Here is a 19,349-nt window from a genome sequence, read left to right on the forward strand (position 1 = left end):
AATGCCATACTCTTTATTGTCCGGAATGTGGCGGTTTGCACCTCAGTTGGAATCCGAGTCATAAGTCTTGGACATGTATGGATTGCGGTCATGAGGTTACCCTCCGTTCCGGCACAGTGATGCAAGGCAGTAATCTGCCGATTTTCGATTGGTTCGTGGCAATGTTTCTGATAGTAAGTACGAAGCGGGCCATATCCGCCTTGGAGGTACAGCGCCAGCTTGGAAGGAAACGCTACCAACCCGTCTGGGAAATGATACATAAGCTGCGTGACGTGATGGGTAAGCGTGACAGCCTCTACAGGCTGTTTGACCAAGTGGAACTTGATGAAGGATTCTTCTCCACGGAGACGCCTGACAGTGAAAAATGGCATTCTCTCAAGCGTGGACATGGAAGCCAACGGAAGACGGCCGTGCTTGTCATGGCGGAAAGTTCTGTTCCTACAAACACACCAATGAAAAAGTACAGCACTGGGAAACGGGTCGATCATATCAAGATGGAAGTCATACCGGACTTGAAGGCGGCTACGGAGGAAGACAAAATAAAGAATTCCATAGATGCCGGAGCTGATGCCACCATAGATGCCACGAAGTCTTACGCGGTACTTACAGCGAACAAAATTGTCGCTAAGCATAAAGCATATAAGATAAGGGACAAGATGATGGTCGGCAAGGTGCTTCCATGGGTACACATATCCATCAGCAATGCAAAGAGGAGTATTCTTGACACGTACCATGACATCAAGGAGGACTTTCTGCAGCTCTACCTCAACGAGTTCTGCTATAAGTTCAACCGAAGATATTTCGGATTTCATCTGTTCGACAGGCTTGAGCTTTGCGCATGCACTTATAGGACGAGTTTCAAGCATCGGATTTACTGATTTGGATGATTGCGGATATTCATATTCCAAAAACATAACAATGCCCTTGTCCTCATCATTGGTCCTTGTGCTAATCCAATGCTTCTTGAATTCATCAAGATTATAAGTCCCCAATCCTTTTCCTGGGTCTGCTACATAGAATATCTTCCCTTTCTTCACCTTGTATAAAACTACAAAATGATTTTGATTCCAATGGAGAATACAGGGCAAGGGTGCTTCGTTCAACGTGGCGATAGAAGTTTTTGCACATGCTGTATGTAATCCAAGAGTATTAGCCGCCTCATTGATACCTAACATTGAAACACCTTCCGTTGTAGCAAAACATATTTTCGACAGAGAATAAGAAGAATATTCTCTGCCGAAATATTTGCATACCATCTGCAAACTAGCTATGCCACATTGCATGCTATCATGCTGATATTCTATAGGAAAATGATTCTTCATTTGTTATTTTGAAATCTACATTACCGCACTATTTTTCTGATAGAATTTATAAACGATTTCTTTCTTCAGAATTTGATGACTGAAAAGTTTGTTTTGCTTTGTTAAAAATATTTCCAATTTTTTTTATTAAAGTTATTTCCAAATGTTGACTATCATAATAGTTGTTAAACTCTTGTTTAATCCCATTGGAATAATAAGAGTATTTTGGATTCGACGTTTTGGATAAATCTTCTGCTTTAATGCTAACAATCATAGTCTTATTTTTGTTTGTATATGACAGCCCTAAGTTTAAAAGAACGGTATTTTTTGTCTTTCTATAATTATAATATCCAGGTATGTCATCTTCAACGTACAAAAAACAAGACAACCTCTTACCTAAAAAAAATGTATTGTTCAACGAAAAATCACTTCCCCAACCTTTTACATTCTTAAAGGATGTCTGATTTGAAATATAGCTTGAATATGTAATATCTCCTGTCAAATTAGTTTCTAACCAAGAACCTAACTGAAAATTATATTCAACATTAATTCCAAAAGCAGATATGTCAAAGAAGTTTCCTGCTCGCTCTACTTGATTTTGAATATTTTCTGAATCCAAAAATACCATTTTTCCAAAATCTTTGTTGGTCTTAGTAAAATACATTTTTGTATAAAATGAATTGTTGCACATATAAGACAAGCTTACATTATGTATATAAGACGGTTTCATGAACGGATTTCCCTCAGAGTAATCATATTTACTTGTATACCATCTAAAAGGGTCTAATAGTTGAAAATTTGGTCTCTTAATTCTTCCAGAATAATCAATGCTTATAGTATTACTATTATTTATTAAGTATTCTATACCTACAACAGGAAATAGTCTTAAATAATGGTTGTTATTGATAGTGTTTAAAGTATAAGAGAGTCCTTTTGTATAAGTAAATTCTGCTCTCAAGCCCAAACTAAGTTGAATTGACTTTATTGAACTCTCTGCATTTACATATAGAGCATTGTTAGCTTCTCTATATCCAAACAAGTTGTGTGAAGTAGAATAAACCAATTTTTCATCCTCTTCATTATACGACTTTGTGTTGATATAAGAGAATTTATATCCTTCACTAATTTTCCAATTCTTAAACGAATTGTCGAAATCCATTTTGAAGGTATATATATCATTCTTTTGGTGACCTGCGCTATAAAAATTTTCATCTAATGTTGTTAATGCCGTTCTTGTAAGTGAAAGCCAATTCCTATAGTTTCTTTCATAGCTGTTAATGTAGCCAAGTGTTATATTAAGATTAGATTTGTCATTGAAAGAATGAGCATAATTTATTTCTAAATTCGTTTGATAATTTGCTGATTTCCCATATCCTTTAGATGACATTAGGGAATCTTCCTGTATATTGTTTATAGTAAAATATTTCGTGTCATTAGCAATGTCTCGATTATTAATCTTACTAAGTAACGGCAACTGTAACATTGTTGATATATTATCATGTTGGCCTAAAATTAAATTTAAATTTGTTAGTATTCCAGCAAAATCTTCCTCGCTTTTTTTAGGACTGTTTGTAGATACTATATAATTTTTAAATATATTACTATATTGACTATGCGTGAATAGTTTTTCGTAACTACCTAATACCGCAGTCTCTACACTAAACTTTTTACTTGAATAGAGAATTTTTGCAGAAGTGCCATAAGATAAATAGTGGGCAATACTCCCTTTCCCCAGTAAATTAGCTTGTAATCCTGGGTTTATTTTTTTCTGTGTTTCAATTTTTAAAATGCCAATATTTTCGTTGGCTTCGTATTTTGCTGGTGGAGTTGATAGTACTTGAATTTTTTGTATATTTTCTGTTCCTAAAGAATTCAAATAAGCCATTAATTCATCACCTTTTAAATAAAGTTGGTGATTATTCAAGAAAACAAGGACTTCATTTTTACCTACCATAGATATGATACTACCTTTAATATTAATCAAGGGTATTTGTGGCAATATATCAGAAAACAATTTCCCATTTTTGTTAATCACATCCATGTTGATAATAAAACCATCATGTGACATTTGGATAGCCTTTCTTCTACCAATTACTTTAACTTCATTAAGATTTTGCGCATTGTCATTTAGGCAAAAATCTATTGTTTTTTCACCCGAGATGAATGCAACTTTATCTGCATATCCAATATAACTGCAAACAAGGCTGTCATTTTTGTTCACTTGGATTTCAAAATATCCAACGGAATCCGACAATACGACTTGTTGTGTATTACAATTTTTGACAGATGCGTACGAAAGAGGTTGCAATTTGTCATGAAAATACACATGTCCATGTAGTTTGTAAGACTGTGCATCTATTGACAAATTTGCAAAAAGCATCGTAATTATGAAAAATAATATTTTGTTCATTATAGCTAACCTCTGAAGTTTACATTATTCTTAATATATGGTTGTATCTGTATGAAAATTCTAATAATTGCTTCCCAATACATCTTGTTTAATGCACAATGATATGCTGATGGTATAGTCGTATCCTTAGATTCAAGCCATTTTGCTGCAATACATGAACCAGAGCAAAGATGTCTTAGCCAACATCCTTTACATTTTTCATACCTGTCAACTTCTTTTGGGTAAAAATTATGTTTATCTATTTTTTCGTAATCAATACCATCATGAATATTGCCAACACATAATTCTTTACAACTATTATGGCTAGAACAAACATAAACATCCCCTTTTAGATTGAAATAAAAGGAATTGATTCCAGCACTACATCCAGTATAGCTCGTTGTCTTACATTGGATTCTTCTTACGTCTTCTATAAGTTTGCGAGCGTAAACATACTTATTGTTCTTTATCCTAGATACATAATAATCAACTAAAAAACTAAATTGTTGCTTAAGATTATTATTTACATCTTCTATTTGAGGTAAATAACTGCCATTAAATGCTCTTGTGGCGAACCCATGATAGAAAGGGATTTCGTTATCTTCAAAGAAATGGAACATTTGTACAATATGCTTATTCTCTGGCATAATTGTTGCTTTACACGCAAATTTTATTCTAGTTTTCTTAAGGGTAAGAATATTTCTGATGACTAAGGGAAAACTTGGTGTGTTATTTAGAAATACTCGTTTGCTATCATTTTCCTTATCTCCATCAAGGCTAATAGCTACAGTAAATTTCTCCTCTTCTAAAAATTTAATAACAGAAGAAGACAATAATGTGCCATTTGTCGTTATTTCAAAATGACTATTTTCAAATCCAAATTCCTTGCATAACTTTGGAATTTGTTTTAACAAATTGAAATTTAAAGTTGGCTCTCCCTCTCCTGCAAAATAAAAGGTAACATTATTGGAATTATTTTTAGCAAGGAATTTTAGTATCTCTAAAAATTGCCCTTTAGACATCATCTCTTTTTTATGATACCCTGCTGATAAATAACAATAAGAACATTTCAAAGTGCATCCGTGAGAAATGTCCAAACTAACAACATCTATCTTTCTACTTGATTTGTCAAAGTTATAATTTGGAGATATTTTTACACTATTTCTTTTGGGTATAATGACTCTTTCATATAAACTCTCTATGTCTAACGGAGAAAATATATGATACAATTCCAAATCTAGTGGATCTAATATGTATATTTGATTATTTAAATCAAATTCTTTCAAATCTTGTTTTTTGCAAACACTTGTCATTTTGTTTATATATTAAGGGTGTGCTAAAGCATTAGTAGCACACCCATTATACATTTTAGAAAGTTGTTATACTATCTGATTCGCAACTATTCTAAGACTAGCCTCTATAGATGAGCAGCCCTGACGAAAATTGGCAACCATGACTTCCACACGCATGATCCGTAGACTGTGACATGTGAGTGTGTTTTGTTGCCTCGCTTCCTCCTTTTACATTGGACAAGGATTCTCCATTAAGGGTTTCAAACTTAAAATCTCTTTTCATTGTCTGTTTCCTTTCTAAAAAAATTCAACGAATGTTTTAAATCTTGGAATCTAACGTTTCTTGGAAAGTATACGCCTTTTTACCCAGACGGGGCTGTATCAACCTTGCGCAAAGGTTATCGGAATAATTGCACCAAAACGAAGGCAAACTGCAATTATTTGTCTCATTTTGTATTCCAAATGTAAAGGTATAAATACTTTTTGAAACAAAGTAATTTTTGAAGAATATTTAAACTACATTAAACTAAGTTGTACGTGGTTATACTTTGCATAATGAAACGAAAATAAAACTTTTTGTCATTTTGTAAGCGTTCCTTGATATGCAAAACATTGAGAATCTGCGCAATAAAATCCGTTGATGCACAAAGTTGCCTTTCTGCATTGTTACCAGTTCTGCATAGGTAACTATGGCTCACGATTTGGTAACTGAACTACTTCAATATTCCTCACTCGCTTGCTTTATGCCGATTCGGCAACATTGTGCAAATCTACTCATTCCCAATTGTTTACGTTCCAACCTCTCTTATTCTCCTTTGGTTACTTTAGAGCTTTATGTTAACGGCGTAGAGGCGATGCGTTTACGGCGTAGAGGCGATGCGTTTACGGCGTAGAGGCGATGCGTTTACGGCGTAGAGGCGATGCGTCTACGGTGTAAAGGCGATAGCACCGTTATTGCTTCTCCTGGTTAATCAAGAATTCTTCTGCCCGTTTCAGGTCTTCGGGCGTGTCAATGCCGACGGTCTCGACGTTGGTGATACCCACGCGGATGCGGTAACCGTTTTGTAGCCATCGCAGTTGCTCAAGGCTTTCAGCTTTCTCCAAGGTCGACATGGGCAGACTTGTCACCTCACGCAAGACCTCTCTACGGTAGGCATAGATGCCTAAGTGCTTGAGGAACGGAAACTGTGTGAGCCATGTATCTGGCTCTTTTCCACGTACAAAGGGAATGACCGACCGTGAGAAATAGAGTGCGAAGCCGTTGTTATCTGTCACTATTTTTGGTGAATTCGAGTTTCTTACTGCATCCATCGAATCGAAAGGCTTGCCTAAAGTGGCGATCTGTGTAGTGGGGTTGTCGAAGAGTCCGCACAGTGTCTCAATCTGTGAGGGCTGGATAAAGGGCTCGTCACCTTGCACATTGACAATGACATCCGCCTTGGAATTTATTTTCTCGGCGGCCTCTTCTATTCTGTCGGTGCCGCTCTTGTGGTCGGCCCTGGTCATGACGGCCTTTCCGCCAAAGGCGATGACGGCATCGTAAATGCGGCTGTTGTCGGTGGCAACCCATACTTCGGAAAGCACCTGACTTACTTGTTCATACACATGTTCAATGACGGGCTTGCCAGCGAGCATGGCAAGCGGCTTGCCTGGAAAGCGGGTAGAGGCAAAGCGCGCGGGGATAATGGCTATGATATTCATGGTGAATGTAAAGTACTAATATGCTGCAAAATTACAAAATCAAATGCGCAAAAATGATTAATATTGTTAAATTCTTACCATAATGTCATAAATAAGAATGCTCCGTTTGTCTTCTTTCATATTTTATGCCTATCTTTGAAGCAATATTGACATAAGAACTTGAAGCGTGAGAAATTATATATTATTTATCTACTTTCTGATGTTGCCACTCTTCGTCTCTGCTCAAAAGATTACGATAGGGACTTGCGAGATAGACGAGTTAGGCGTTAAGGGCACTTATAAAGGCGAAATGTCTTCGGGTAAGCCCGATGGGAAGGGTAGTGTTGTCTTTGAGAACGGCAATACCTATGACGGCGATTTCGTGAAAGGTAAACGCCAGGGGCATGGTGTGTACACCTTTGCTGACGGCGAGAGGTACGACGGGCAATGGGTCCTCAACCAACAGCATGGGAGAGGAACCTATTATTTCAGCAACAACAATAAATATGTGGGCCTTTGGTTTCGTGACTATCAGCAGGGACATGGCGTGATGTATTATTTCAATGGCGATGTCTACGATGGCGATTGGTTCCGCGACATGAGGCAGGGCAGGGGTAAGTACACTTTTTCCACGGGCGCCTATTATGATGGACAGTGGAAGAATGACAAGAAAGAGGGAAAAGGCTTCTTCGACTGGGGTGATGGCACTACATACAGAGGTAACTGGGCTGACAACCAGCGTTCTGGCTACGGGGTGAACAAGTATGCAGACGGAGATGTGTATAAGGGCATGTGGAAAGATGATATCCAGCAGGGACGCGGAATCTACCTTTTCCAGAATGGTGACCAGTATGAAGGCGATTATGATCAGGGCGAGCGCACTGGCGAGGGAATATTCCGATATGCCAATGGTGACCGCTATACCGGACATTTCAATGAGGGAGACCGTGATGGAGTGGGCACATTCGTTTGGGCCAACGGAGACAAGTACGAAGGCCAGTGGAAGAATGACCAGCTTAGCGGGCATGGCAAACTGACCAAGAAAGATGGCGATGTCTTTGAGGGATATTTCAAAAACGGAAAGATTGAGGGAGAAGTCGTGATTCATTATGGTAATGGCTCACGATTTAAGGGAACCTACAAAAACGGCAAGCGAAACGGCAAATGCATAGAGGAAACGAAAGACGGCAAGCGTTTTGAAGGCTCTTATGTCAATGATGTGCGTGACGGCCGGTTCGTGGAGAAAGACGGCAATGGGAGAGTCACTTGTACCGGTCATTATGAAAACGGCAAACGGTTCAACGATCAATAATGCGCAAACTCATCAATTCATAAATTTCATAAACCCAATTCATACTATGGTAAAAGAGAAACATATCGGTATTGTGGCTCACGATCCATATCTTGAGCCCTTTGAGGATGCCATAAAAGGGCGTCATGATCATGCTGTATGGAAAATCAGCCAGCTCACTCAAAATGGCAAACTGACCCTGTCTGATTTTGCTAACGGTTACGATTATTACGGTTTGCATAAAGTACGCGGGGGCTGGGTTTTCCGAGAGTGGGCACCTAATGCAACTGATATTTATCTTGTCGGCGACTTTAATGATTGGACCGAACAGGAAGCCTATCGTTGTAGAAGGATAGTGGGTACGGGTAACTGGGAGCTCACGCTTCCCACTAAGGCCTTAAAGCATGGTGACCTGTTTAAGATGCATGTCAAGTGGAACGGGGGAGCGGGCGAACGTATCCCCGCATGGGCAACACGTGTCGTACAGGATGATCAGACAAAGATTTTCTCAGCACAGGTTTGGGCTCCCAGAAAATACCATTGGAAGAAGAATAGGTTCAAGCCTTCCCGTAATCCATTGCTCATCTATGAGTGCCACATCGGAATGGCGCAGGATGCTGAGAAAGTGGGTTCCTACACAGAGTTTAAAGACAACGTCCTCCCAAGAATCGTGAAGGACGGATATAACGCCATGCAGATCATGGCCATTCAGGAGCATCCCTATTATGGCAGTTTCGGCTATCATGTGAGTTCCTTCTTTGCTCCGTCGAGCCGTTTTGGTACTCCCGAGGAGCTGAAGGCACTGATTGATGCCGCCCATGAGCAGGGTATCGCCGTCATCATGGATATCGTGCATTCGCATGCCGTGAAGAATGAAGTGGAGGGATTGGGTAACTTTGCGGGTGATCCCAATCAGTATTTCTATCCAGGCGAGCGGCATGAGCATCCTGCTTGGGACAGTCTCTGTTTCGACTATGGTAAGGATGACGTCATTCATTTCTTGTTGTCTAACTGTAAGTATTGGTTGGATGAATACCATTTTGATGGTTTCCGCTTTGATGGCGTGACTTCAATGCTCTATTACAGCCATGGCTTGGGCGAGGCTTTCACCAACTATGGTGACTATTTCAATGGACATGAGGACGACAATGCCATTTGTTATCTCACGATGGCCAATAAGCTCATCCATGAAGTGAATCCTAATGCCATCACAATTGCCGAGGAGGTGAGTGGCATGCCGGGCCTTGCTGCTAAGTATGAGGATGGTGGCTATGGTTTTGATTACCGTCTGGCCATGAATATACCTGACTATTGGATCAAGACCATCAAGGAGCAGAAAGATGAGGACTGGAAACCCAGCAGCATCTTCTGGGAAGTGAAGAACCGTCGTGCTGACGAGGAGACGATCTCTTACTGTGAAAGTCACGACCAGGCATTGGTGGGAGACAAGACCATTATCTTCAGACTGATAGACGCTGATATGTACTGGCATTTTAAACATGGCGATGAAACCGATCTCGTGCGCAGGGGCATTGCCTTGCATAAGATGATCAGGCTGGTGACAGCGTCTGCCATGAATGGCGGATACCTTAATTTCATGGGCAATGAGTTTGGACATCCCGAATGGATTGACTTCCCGCGGGAAGGTAATGGCTGGAGTTACAAGTACGCTCGGCGTCAGTGGAACCTGGTTGATAATCCTGACCTTGACTACCATTATCTCGGTGATTTCGACAAAGCCATGCTTGCTGTCATTAAAAGTGAGAAGAACTTTAATCTCACCCCCGTACAGGAGATATGGCACAATGACGGTGATCAGATTCTCGCTTTTGAGCGGGGAGAGCTGGTGTTTGTCTTCAATTTTTCTCCAGTGAGAAGCTTCGCAGATTATGGCTTCCTGGTGAGGAATGGCGAATACCAGGTGGTTCTCAACACCGACGCGAAGGTGTTCGGTGGAAACGGACTCGCCGACGACACTGTGGCTCACTTTACCAACTTTGATCCTCTCTATGAGAAGGATGACAAGGGCTGGCTGAAGCTTTATATCCCTGCCCGCACGGCAGTAGTGTTAAGAAAGAAGAAATAGGATGTCAATGCAACGCAAAGATGGCACGATGAGCATGAGAATTATCTGTGCCATCTTTTTCTTGGTTTTCACTTCTCTCTATCTTTACAAGTATCAGTCAGACATTCTGGCTGTTACCCAACATGTGCTGTCAAATGGTGCCACACATTATAATAAGGTGATAGGAACAATCCTCATCACGTTGTCTTTGTGGTTGGTACAGATAGCTGTTCATGCTGCTTCGAAGCTTAACCACCGTGCGCATGCCTTGACCTATATTCCGTCGTTGTTGTTATTGGCAGTCTTGACCGATGTCTCTCCCCATTTGGCCATTGGTAATTATTTGGGTGTCTGGCTTTGGCTGTTCCCTTTGCTGATGGTTCTCTATGTGGGTGTGGTGTGGTTCTTCAAGCAGCTGGAGTCTATGGAACCGGTTTCTTTGTCGTTTGGTCTCTTTTCGCGCTTGACATGGGTGAATCTTTTGCAGATGTTGATCATGGCTCTTGTTGTTTGTGGAATAGGCTGTTCTGATACGGTATTTCATTGTCGTATGCGCATGGAGAGTGATTTACTGAAAGGAGATTATGTGGCAGCCGCACGGGTTGGCAAGCATGTGGAAGAGACGGACAGCAGTTTGACAATGCTCCGTATATTGGCATTGACCAAGACAAACAGCCTTTGCGAACGGCTGTTTGAGTATCCTTTGACTGGTGGATCTGATGCTATGTTTCCGAATGGCACTTCCGTGAAGGTAATGATGCTGCCAGAAGACAGTATCTATGCTAACTTTGGTGTGGTGTTTAAGGAGAAACTGAGGCCTTTGACCTATCTTCAATTTGTCAACAAAAGCAAGTACACTAATAAGGTCTCAAAGGATTGGTTACTTTGCGCTTATTTGCTTGATTGTAATCTCGATCAATTCGTCAAGACTTTGCCGAGCTATTATCAAGTCACTCAACCTTTGCCCAAAGCTTTTCGAGAAGCACTGGTACTGTACAACCATTTGAGAAAGAAGCCGAAAATCATCTATCGGGAATCGACAATGGACGCAGACTATGAGGACTTCAAGAAGGCTTATTATTTGTCTTCTGATCCTACTGCCAGAATATCAAATGTAAAAGACAACTTCGGCACTACTTATTGGTTCTACTATTTGACTCATGCTGCCACACATCCTGTTAGGAGCGTGTAGGGGTCAGTTTGTCATTGATAATAGAAGTGAATATATAGATCAAGATTACAATCCACCATGAGCACAGGAAGCCAGCAAGAAAGCCGTGCCCTTTGATACCGTAAAAGATGGTGGACGCCAGGATAATAATAGCTGTAGATGCAATGAAAGAATAGCGAAGTTCATTGCCTTTCCAATTCCAATGCTTGAACTTCAAGGCAAACATGGGTATTTCAGAAATGAGCAGCCAAGAGCTCAGGAGCATCAAGGCGATTATTATCCATGCACCGGCTGTCAGCGTTTCGAACCAACTGCCAAGAGAGAGAATCAGTGACCCCCAAAACAAGGCATTGGCAGGGGTGGGCAGTCCGATAAAGCCCATGGACTGTCGTGTGTCAAGATTGAACTTGGCAAGACGGAGTGCTGAAAAGGCCGCCATAATGTAGGCAATGAAAGGAATATAGTCGGCAGCTCTACCTAATGCAGAAGGAAACGGCATTACAACCAATTGTGAAAAAATGATAGTGGAGGGCGCTACGCCAAATGTAACATCATCGGCAAGGGAATCAAGCTCTTTCCCAATGGGGGAAGATATATGGAATGCCCTTGCACTCATGCCATCGAAAAAGTCGAATATCGCACCGATGATAATCCATAACAGTGCTAAATCAGGGCTGGCAAAAAAAGCAAAGCACGTGGCGATGCAACCTGAGATGAGATTGCAACAAGTCAAAATATTTGGGAAATTAATGAGTTTCATCTCTTTAATTTTGCTATAATTGTCTGATCTCCTACAGTTTTCTGATTCATCTTGACACATATCTCTGAATTCAGAGGCAGGAAAATATCTACGCGTGACCCCAACTTGATAAAGCCCAGGTGCTCGTCAATGAAGCATTCCTCTCCCTCTTTGGCGTAAGTGATGATACGACGTGCGACAGCCCCGGCAATCTGACGGCATAAAATGTCTGTGCCATCGTCGGTGGTAATCATAGTGTCGGCGTGCTCGTTTTCCATGCTTGCCTTGGGGAGCCAAGCCTTATGATAGTTGCCGTTAAAGTGTTTCACAAACTTTACGCACCCGTCAACGGGAAACCAGTTTGCATGAACATTGGTAATGCCCATGAAGATGGAGATCTGGATGCGGCGGTCGTGGAAGTAGATGTTTTCATTCACTTCTTCTATGACGACGATCTTTCCGTCAGCTGGCGCTACCACTATGCCGTTCGTATCCTCTAAGTTCAGATAGCGTATAGGACACTGGTAGAAATTGACAGCAATGGCATAAACAATACCGAAAGCAATGATGAAAGTCCAAAAAGGCCATGCTGCGGCTACATAGTGCCAGAGGATAAAACCCATAATAGCAATAAAGACGAAGCCACCAACCAATTGGTCAATGCCCTCTCTATGTATACGTATCTTCTTAAGCTTCTTAATTCTTTTGCCCATGACTTGTAACCTGACTGTAAAAATGCAGGGTCGAATAAGTGTTTCCTTTTCACTGCAAAGGTAAATATTTTATATTAAACACACAAATATTTTAGGTTCTTCTTTTGGACATGTCGTTTTTTAAATGTAACTTTACACTCGTAAAGTCATTTTCATGGAAGATTTTATTCATTTACACGTACATACTCATTATAGCATTCTTGACGGGCAGTCTAAAGTCACACACCTTGTTGATAAGGCTATCGGTGATGGTATGAAGGGCATGGCCATCACGGATCATGGTGTTATGTATGGCATCAAAGAGTTCTCAGATTATTGTGCCTCAGTCAATAAGAAACGTAAGGCTGAGGGGAAAGAGCTTTTCAAGCCTATCTTTGGCTGTGAGATGTATGTGGCGCACCATCATAAGGAAGACAAGGATAAAGCGGCAGGCGATGGCTCGGGATACCATTTAATCGTGTTAGCCAAGAACTATCATGGTTATAAGAATCTCATTAAATTGGTGAGCCGTTCATGGATTGATGGGTATTACTATCGTCCAAGAACTGACCGTTATGATCTTGAGAAATATCACGAGGACTTGATTGTGAGTTCAGCGTGTCTGGGAGGAGAGATTCCTCAAAAGATAATGTCAGGTGACATAAAAGGAGCCAGAGAAGCTGTGGAATGGTATCACCATGTGTTTGGCGATGACTTCTATCTTGAGCTTCAGCGTCATCAGGTGACGGATCCCTCCTTGCATGCCAACCGTGAGACATATCCTTTGCAGCAGAAAGTCAACCGTGTTTTAATGCAATTTGCCAAGGAATACGGTATCAAGCTGATCTGTACCAACGATTGTCATTTCGAAGACAAAGAGACTGCAGAAGCTCATGACCATTTGCTCTGTTTGTCAACGAGTAAGGATTTGGACGATCCCACACGTATGGTCTATACCAAGCAGGAATGGTTTAAGACGCGTGCTGAGATGAACGCTATTTTCTCTGATGTTCCCGAGGCCTTGAGCAATACATTAGAAATTCTCGATAAAGTTGAGACCTACAGCATTGACCATGGTCCCATTATGCCTTTCTTTCCTATTCCTGAGAGTTTCGGTACAGAGGAGGAATGGCATAAGAAGTTTACAGAAGAACAGCTCTATAAAGAGTTTACCTCTGATGAGAATGGCGAGAACTCCTTGCCTAAAGATAAGGCAGATGCGGTGATAAAGCGCCTGGGCGGATATGATAAGGTCTACCGCATCAAGTTTGAGGCAGACTATTTGGCTAAACTCGCTTACGACGGTGCTAAAAAACGGTATGGTGACCCAATTCCAGAAGAGGTTGAGGAGCACGTGAAGTTTGAGCTTCATGTAATGAAAACCATGGGTTTTCCAGGATATTTCCTTATTGTGCAGGACTTTATCAATGCAGCCCGCGATCAGTTAGGCGTTTGGGTCGGTCCTGGACGTGGGTCGGCTGCTGGTTCTGTGGTGGCTTATTGTTTAGGAATTACAAAGATAGATCCTTTGAAATACGATCTTCTGTTTGAGCGTTTCCTCAATCCTGACCGTGTCAATCTGCCGGATATTGATACTGATTTCGATGATGACGGCCGCGGGAAAGTGCTGCAATGGGTGATGGATAAGTATGGGAAGGAAAATTGCGCGCATATCATTACTTATTCGAGCATGGCTACTAAGAACTCGATTGCTGATGTAGCGCGTGTGGAGAAATTGCCATTGGAGCGTGCCAACGCTTTGAAAAAAGCGATTCCGGACCGCTTGCCAGATGGTTTGAAGATGAATCTCGCCAATGCCATCAAGTGTACCCCGGAGTTGCGTGAGGCCGAGAGCTCAGTAGATCCGAGGGAGCGCAACACTATCAAATACGCTAAAATGCTGGAGGGTACTATCCGTGGTACCGGAATCCATGCCTGTGGATTCATTATATGTCGTGATCCAATCAGTGATTGGGTGCCCGTGTCCACTGCCGACGACCCTGATTTCCCCGATCGTAAATGTGATGTAACACAGTATGACGGACATGTGATTGAATCAACGGGTCTCATCAAAATGGACTTCCTTGGTTTGAAGACACTCTCCGAACTTAAGGAAGCTGTAAAGGTTGTCAAGCAAACTACGGGAGAGGATGTGGACCTTGATACTATACCCATTGATGATGAATTGACCTATAAGCTTTATCAGGAGGGTCGGACGATAGGAACCTTTCAGTTTGAATCCCCTGGTATGCAGAAGTATCTTAAAGAGTTGCATCCTACTGTCTTTGAGGATCTGATAGCTATGAATGCGCTTTATCGGCCGGGGCCTATGGACTATATTCCCGAGTTTATCGCGCGTAAGAAAGACCCCTCGCGTATCAAGTACGATATTCCCTGCATGGAGAAGTACCTAAAGGATACTTATGGTATCACCGTCTATCAGGAGCAGGTGATGCTTCTGTCAAGACAACTTGCCAACTTCACGCGCGGTGAAAGTGATGCCTTGCGTAAGGCTATGGGTAAGAAGAAGAAGGCTATCGTTGATGCGATGAAGCCGAAGTTTCTGAAACAAGGTGCGGAGAATGGCCACGACCCAAAGATTCTTGAGAAGATATGGGGCGATTGGGAGAAGTTTGCATCCTATGCCTTCAATAAGTCCCATGCCACTTGCTATTCGTGGGTTGCTTATCAGACAGCATATCTGAAGGCTCACTATCCAGCCGAGTATATGGCGGCACTGATGACCCGCCGTTTCTTCGACATTGGCGAGATTACAAAGCTCATGGAAGAGTGTAAGGTAATGGGGATACCCACCCTTGGGCCGAGTGTCAATGAGAGCTATTCAAAGTTTGGTGTTAACGATAAAGGTGAGATACGTTTTGGTTTGTCAGCTATCAAGGGAATGGGTTCTGCTGCCGCGTCTGCTATAGTAAGTGAACGCAAGGCGCACGGACCTTACAAAGATATTTATGACTTTGCTGAACGTGTCAGCTTGAAAGATGTCAATCGCAAGGCTTTTGAGAGCTTGGCATTGAGTGGAGGCTTCGATTGTTTTGGTTTGATGCGTGAGCAATATCTTGCTACCAATGCAAAAGGTGAGGCCTTTCTTGATAGTCTCGTAAGATTTGGTCAGCAGTACCAGCAGGATAAGAAAGACGCAGCTAACTCTCTCTTCGGTGTCATGAGTGCGGAGGTGGCTGTAGCATTGCCTCCAGCTCCCAAGGCCGAAGAATGGAGTAGTATTGAAAAACTGAGTAGAGAAAAAGACTTGGTGGGCATTTACCTGTCAGCGCACCCACTTGACGACTTCGCTCTCATACTTAATAATATGTGTAATACCACATGCATCGAGGTCGGTGACCGTAGCAGGCAGGAAGAGCTTTCACAGCGCGAGGACATTACCTTTGGTGGAATCGTCACGAAAGTATCTCAGAGATTCACCAAGCGTGGCAGTCCCTTCGGTCTGGTGACGATAGAAGACTTCAGCGGTTCTGGAGAGATAGCCTTGTTTGGTGAGGAATGGGGCAAATGGAATGGGAAACTTGCCATGGGTTGTTCGGTATTCATTAAGGCAAAGTATGTCAAGCTCTTTCCCACCAGTCAATCTTATTCGTTGGCGATCCAGAATATTGAGTACCTTCAAACGGTGAAGGATGAGCGTATCGAACGGTTCACGATCAATGTGCCCAGTAAAGCCATTGATGAGACTACGGTCAATGACGTGATGTCCATAGTTACTGACAGCCCTGGACATACGGAATTGTTTTTCAACATTATTGATGAGGAAAACCATGTTAATGTGCTCTTACGTTCACAAAAACAGCAAATAGAGGTGGGGAAAGAGCTCGTCCAATACATTGATGGAAGATCGGAGATGAGCTATCATGTCAATTAAAATCAGATAAAGAAGTAATAAAATAGAAGTAAATGAAGATTATCATCAAATCCCTTGACAACATCCGTGAAGCTGCCCGAGAGTTTGTCCATAACATGGGGGAAAGCCATGTGTTTGCGTTCTATGGCAAGATGGGTGCGGGGAAGACGACTTTTATTAAGGCGTTGTGTGAAGAGTTGGGCGTAGATGATGTGATCACATCTCCTACATTCGCTATTGTCAATGACTATACCGCAGAAGATGACCAACACATCTACCATTTTGATTTCTATCGAATCAAGAAGCTGGAAGAAGTCTTCGATATGGGTTACGAGGATTATTTCTACAGCGGCAGTCTGTGCTTTATAGAATGGCCGGAACTCATAGAGGAGATTCTCCCTGGAGATTCCATTAAAGTCACAATCACACAGCTTGAAGACGGCAGCAGGGAAGTGGAGTTCTAAATCTGCGTTTTTTATGACATAAAGTTTGTGCAGTTGAGTGTAATTGTTTAATTTTGCAAATACATTACTTTACAGACATTAAAGAAAGGAACAAATCATGACAGTAGAAGTAACAGCTGATAATTTCGAGAAGCTGAAAAATGGCGACCTCCCTTTGGTCGTAGATTTGTGGGCGACGTGGTGCGGTCCGTGCCGCATGGTAGGACCTATCATAGAAGAGCTCTCCAACGAATACGAGGGTAAGGTTGTCGTTGGCAAGTGTGATATCGAAGAGAATGAGGACATCCCCATGCAGTATGGCGTTCGTAACATTCCTACTATTCTCTTCTTTAAGAATGGCCAGCTCGTTGATAAGTTTGTTGGCGCCGCAGCTAAGAGCAAGCTTCAGGAAAAGTTTGATAAGCTTATTGAGGCATAAGGCTTTTCAGCACAGTTTCTAAGCAAACGGGAGACTTAAAAGGTTTTGTCCTTTTAAGTCTCCCGTTCTTAGTATGCTCGGCATGAGTATTGTCTAACGGGTGCAAGTCCCGAGTAAGCCTTAATAGCGGGAATTACATAGCCAAAGGCAAGGGTGTCCATCGTGAGGTGGAATCTGAAAGAAGCCGGCGGCAAACATCTGACCTAACGAACAGAAACTTCATACAAGGCATATGACCGTGGGTAAGGTTGCTAAACAAATCAAAGCCCTATAGCTATTCGGAACGGTTGGTGTAAATGAAGTGGGTATAAGATGGAAAGACAATGCCCTTATCCGAGGAGGTCTCACGGACACTTCAAATAGTTTTTTTTTACGAAAGAAGTGGAGTAAAGCTTGCCGTGAGAAGTCAGCAGACGCCATAGTAGTGCAATACTCGATAACGTTGCATGAAGGGCTGAACCTAACAATCAAGCGATAGTAATTGAAACATACCTCATGAAGGAAAGAATGCAGAAAACATTATCCCAAGTTAATGGCTGCCCCCAAAGAGATAGGTCGGAAACCGAATGGTATGGGGGAGTGCAGACCTACATGTGGATGTGTGAAGACAACATCGTGGAAGTACCATTCGACAAGGAACACCTTTTCGAGCAAATCCTTAGCCCTTCAAATCTCAACCGAGCCTACAAGGCAGTTATGAGAAACAAAGGCTGTGGTGGTATCGACAAGATGTCGTGTGAGCAGTTGCTCCCATGGCTATTGACCAATAAGGACTTGCTCATCCGTTCCTTGATGGACGGCTCTTACCGTCCAAACCCAGTGAAAAGGGTAGAAATACCCAAAGACAATGGCAAGATGCGCCTGTTGGGAATACCTACAGTAGTAGACCGTTTGGTGCAACAAGCCATAAACCAAGTATTGACCCCCATCTATGAGAACCAATTTTCCAAGACGAGCTACGGCTTCCGTCCGAGAAGAGGATGCCATGACGCAATACGAGGAGCGCAAAGTATAATTAATGAAGGCTACATATATGTAGTAGACCTTGACCTTGAACGCTTCTTCGATACCGTGAGCCATAGCAAACTCATAGAAATTCTCAGCCGTACGATAAAAGACGGCAGAGTGGTCAGTCTTATACACAAATATCTCCGAGGTGGTGTAATGAACAAAGGCTTGTTTGAAGCGAGCGAAGAGGGAACTCCCCAAGGAGGACCGCTAAGTCCGTTGTTGAGTAACATCATACTCAACGAATTGGACAAAGAACTTGAACGCAGAGGGCTTCCCTTTGTACGCTATGCCGATGACTGGATGATATTCTGTAAGTCCAAAAGGGCTGCAATGCGAGTGAAGGAGTCTATAACCCGATTTATAGAAAATGTTCTATATCTCAGAGTCAACAAGGAAAAGACCGTAGTGTCGTATGTACGTGGAGTGAAATATCTGGGCTACTCCTTTTATGTGATGAAAGGCAAATGCCAACTCACTGTGCACCCAAAATCCAAAGCCAAGATGAAGTCAAGGTTGAAAGAACTGACAAGTCGCAGCAATGGATGGGGATATGCCAAGAGAAAGCAAAAGCTGAAAGAATACATAAGAGGGTGGGTTGGCTATTATCATCTTGCCAATATGAAGCGTCTCTTGCTTGAAACAGACGAATGGTTAAGACGTAGAATACGCATGTGTATATGGAAAGCTTGGAAGAAAGTCAAGACAAAAGTGGCAAACCTCATTAGATGTGGTATTAATAAATACCAAGCATACGAATGGGGTAATACTCGTAAGGGTTATTGGCATATAGCTAATAGTCCTATTTTAGCAACTGCAATAAGTAACAACAATCTACGTGCAGCAGGGTATGCTACTTTAATGGGGACGTATCTCGAATGGCACCCCAAAATAGGAACCGCCGTATGCGGGACCGCATGTACGGTGGTGTGAGAGGTCGGAAAACGAAAGTAGGAAGAAAACTA

General features: G+C 42.1%; 13 protein-coding genes and 1 pseudogene. 8 read left to right on the forward strand and 6 right to left on the reverse strand.

From position 1 onward, the window contains the following. A partial coding sequence (locus PREMU_RS05670) for an IS1595 family transposase (RefSeq protein ID WP_040558041.1) occupies positions 1 to 878 on the forward strand: 878 nt, incomplete at its 5' end. Positions 879 to 902: 24 nt separating this feature from the next. On the opposite strand, the pseudogene PREMU_RS14480 reads toward PREMU_RS05670, so the two are convergent. The 4 genes and pseudogenes from PREMU_RS14480 to kdsB all read right to left on the reverse strand — a co-directional run. Continuing rightward, a pseudogene (locus PREMU_RS14480) lies at positions 903 to 1,322 on the reverse strand (cysteine peptidase family C39 domain-containing protein); the annotation flags it as partial. A gap of 46 nt (positions 1,323 to 1,368) precedes the next feature. Continuing rightward, a complete protein-coding gene (locus PREMU_RS05675) occupies positions 1,369 to 3,711 on the reverse strand; it encodes an outer membrane beta-barrel family protein (RefSeq protein ID WP_040558043.1) in 2,343 nt (780 codons plus the stop codon). A gap of 5 nt (positions 3,712 to 3,716) precedes the next feature. Continuing rightward, a complete protein-coding gene (locus tag PREMU_RS05680; RefSeq protein WP_007573807.1) occupies positions 3,717 to 5,003 on the reverse strand; it encodes a radical SAM/SPASM domain-containing protein in 1,287 nt (428 codons plus the stop codon). A gap of 930 nt (positions 5,004 to 5,933) precedes the next feature. Next, complete coding sequence (gene kdsB / locus PREMU_RS05685) at positions 5,934 to 6,683, reverse strand: 3-deoxy-manno-octulosonate cytidylyltransferase (protein ID WP_007573809.1); 750 nt, start codon at positions 6,681 to 6,683, stop codon at positions 5,934 to 5,936. A 166-nt stretch (positions 6,684 to 6,849) separates the two neighbouring features. Here kdsB and PREMU_RS05690 point away from each other — a divergent pair, with 166 nt between their 5' ends. From PREMU_RS05690 to PREMU_RS05700, 3 genes are read left to right on the forward strand one after another with little or no spacing between them, the layout of a single operon-like run. Continuing rightward, the gene (locus PREMU_RS05690) at positions 6,850 to 7,974 is read left to right on the forward strand and encodes an MORN repeat-containing protein (protein ID WP_040558046.1); all 1,125 of its coding nucleotides are present in this window, start codon (positions 6,850 to 6,852) and stop codon (positions 7,972 to 7,974) included. Positions 7,975 to 8,020: 46 nt separating this feature from the next. Continuing rightward, positions 8,021 to 10,039 carry an alpha amylase C-terminal domain-containing protein gene (locus PREMU_RS05695; RefSeq protein ID WP_007573813.1) on the forward strand — a complete coding sequence of 673 codons (2,019 nt, stop codon included), beginning with the start codon at positions 8,021 to 8,023 and terminating at the stop codon, positions 10,037 to 10,039. Positions 10,040 to 10,046: 7 nt separating this feature from the next. Further along, complete coding sequence (locus PREMU_RS05700; RefSeq protein WP_223918564.1) at positions 10,047 to 11,210, forward strand: DUF6057 family protein; 1,164 nt, start codon at positions 10,047 to 10,049, stop codon at positions 11,208 to 11,210. Here the strand turns inward: PREMU_RS05700 and PREMU_RS05705 are convergent. Beyond that, positions 11,197 to 11,949 (reverse strand): CDP-alcohol phosphatidyltransferase family protein, encoded by a 753-nt coding sequence (locus PREMU_RS05705; RefSeq protein WP_007573815.1) that lies wholly within the window; start codon positions 11,947 to 11,949, stop codon positions 11,197 to 11,199. The two genes, PREMU_RS05700 and PREMU_RS05705, sit on opposite strands and share 14 nt — an antisense overlap. Then, complete coding sequence (locus tag PREMU_RS05710; RefSeq protein ID WP_007573816.1) at positions 11,946 to 12,641, reverse strand: phosphatidylserine decarboxylase family protein; 696 nt, start codon at positions 12,639 to 12,641, stop codon at positions 11,946 to 11,948. The genes PREMU_RS05705 and PREMU_RS05710 overlap by 4 nt, the downstream gene beginning before the upstream one ends. A 154-nt stretch (positions 12,642 to 12,795) precedes the next feature. Between PREMU_RS05710 and dnaE the strand changes: the two genes are divergently transcribed. The 4 genes from dnaE to ltrA all read left to right on the forward strand — a co-directional run bounded on the left by dnaE (position 12,796) and on the right by ltrA (position 19,317). Then, positions 12,796 to 16,515, forward strand: a complete 3,720-nt coding sequence (gene dnaE / locus PREMU_RS05715; RefSeq protein ID WP_007573817.1) for a DNA polymerase III subunit alpha — start codon at positions 12,796 to 12,798, stop codon at positions 16,513 to 16,515. A gap of 32 nt (positions 16,516 to 16,547) precedes the next feature. Further along, positions 16,548 to 16,958 carry a tRNA (adenosine(37)-N6)-threonylcarbamoyltransferase complex ATPase subunit type 1 TsaE gene (gene tsaE / locus PREMU_RS05720; RefSeq protein ID WP_007573818.1) on the forward strand — a complete coding sequence of 137 codons (411 nt, stop codon included), beginning with the start codon at positions 16,548 to 16,550 and terminating at the stop codon, positions 16,956 to 16,958. 97 nt (positions 16,959 to 17,055) lie between these two features. Continuing rightward, positions 17,056 to 17,376 (forward strand): thioredoxin, encoded by a 321-nt coding sequence (gene trxA, locus PREMU_RS05725; RefSeq protein ID WP_007573819.1) that lies wholly within the window; start codon positions 17,056 to 17,058, stop codon positions 17,374 to 17,376. Between the two features lie 495 nt (positions 17,377 to 17,871). After that, positions 17,872 to 19,317 carry a group II intron reverse transcriptase/maturase gene (gene ltrA / locus PREMU_RS05730; protein WP_007573820.1) on the forward strand — a complete coding sequence of 482 codons (1,446 nt, stop codon included), beginning with the start codon at positions 17,872 to 17,874 and terminating at the stop codon, positions 19,315 to 19,317. Positions 19,318 to 19,349: the final 32 nt, after the last annotated feature.

Origin of the sequence: Hallella multisaccharivorax DSM 17128 (assembly GCF_000218235.1) — a bacterium.
GTDB lineage: Bacteria > Bacteroidota > Bacteroidia > Bacteroidales > Bacteroidaceae > Prevotella > Prevotella multisaccharivorax.

What these genes read in the sequence shown, in the direction of transcription:
- tsaE (WP_007573818.1), top strand. Translation starts at nt 16,548, where the DNA reads ATGAAGATTATCATCAAATCCCTTGACAACATCCGTGAAGCTGCCCGA.
- PREMU_RS05695 (WP_007573813.1), top strand. Translation starts at nt 8,021, where the DNA reads ATGGTAAAAGAGAAACATATCGGTATTGTGGCTCACGATCCATATCTT.
- PREMU_RS05675 (WP_040558043.1), bottom strand. Translation starts at nt 3,711, where the DNA reads ATGAACAAAATATTATTTTTCATAATTACGATGCTTTTTGCAAATTTG.
- kdsB (WP_007573809.1), bottom strand. Translation starts at nt 6,683, where the DNA reads ATGAATATCATAGCCATTATCCCCGCGCGCTTTGCCTCTACCCGCTTT.
- dnaE (WP_007573817.1), top strand. Translation starts at nt 12,796, where the DNA reads ATGGAAGATTTTATTCATTTACACGTACATACTCATTATAGCATTCTT.
- trxA (WP_007573819.1), top strand. Translation starts at nt 17,056, where the DNA reads ATGACAGTAGAAGTAACAGCTGATAATTTCGAGAAGCTGAAAAATGGC.
- PREMU_RS05710 (WP_007573816.1), bottom strand. Translation starts at nt 12,641, where the DNA reads ATGGGCAAAAGAATTAAGAAGCTTAAGAAGATACGTATACATAGAGAG.
- PREMU_RS05705 (WP_007573815.1), bottom strand. Translation starts at nt 11,949, where the DNA reads ATGAAACTCATTAATTTCCCAAATATTTTGACTTGTTGCAATCTCATC.
- PREMU_RS05700 (WP_223918564.1), top strand. Translation starts at nt 10,047, where the DNA reads ATGCAACGCAAAGATGGCACGATGAGCATGAGAATTATCTGTGCCATC.
- ltrA (WP_007573820.1), top strand. Translation starts at nt 17,872, where the DNA reads ATGAAGGAAAGAATGCAGAAAACATTATCCCAAGTTAATGGCTGCCCC.
- PREMU_RS05680 (WP_007573807.1), bottom strand. Translation starts at nt 5,003, where the DNA reads ATGACAAGTGTTTGCAAAAAACAAGATTTGAAAGAATTTGATTTAAAT.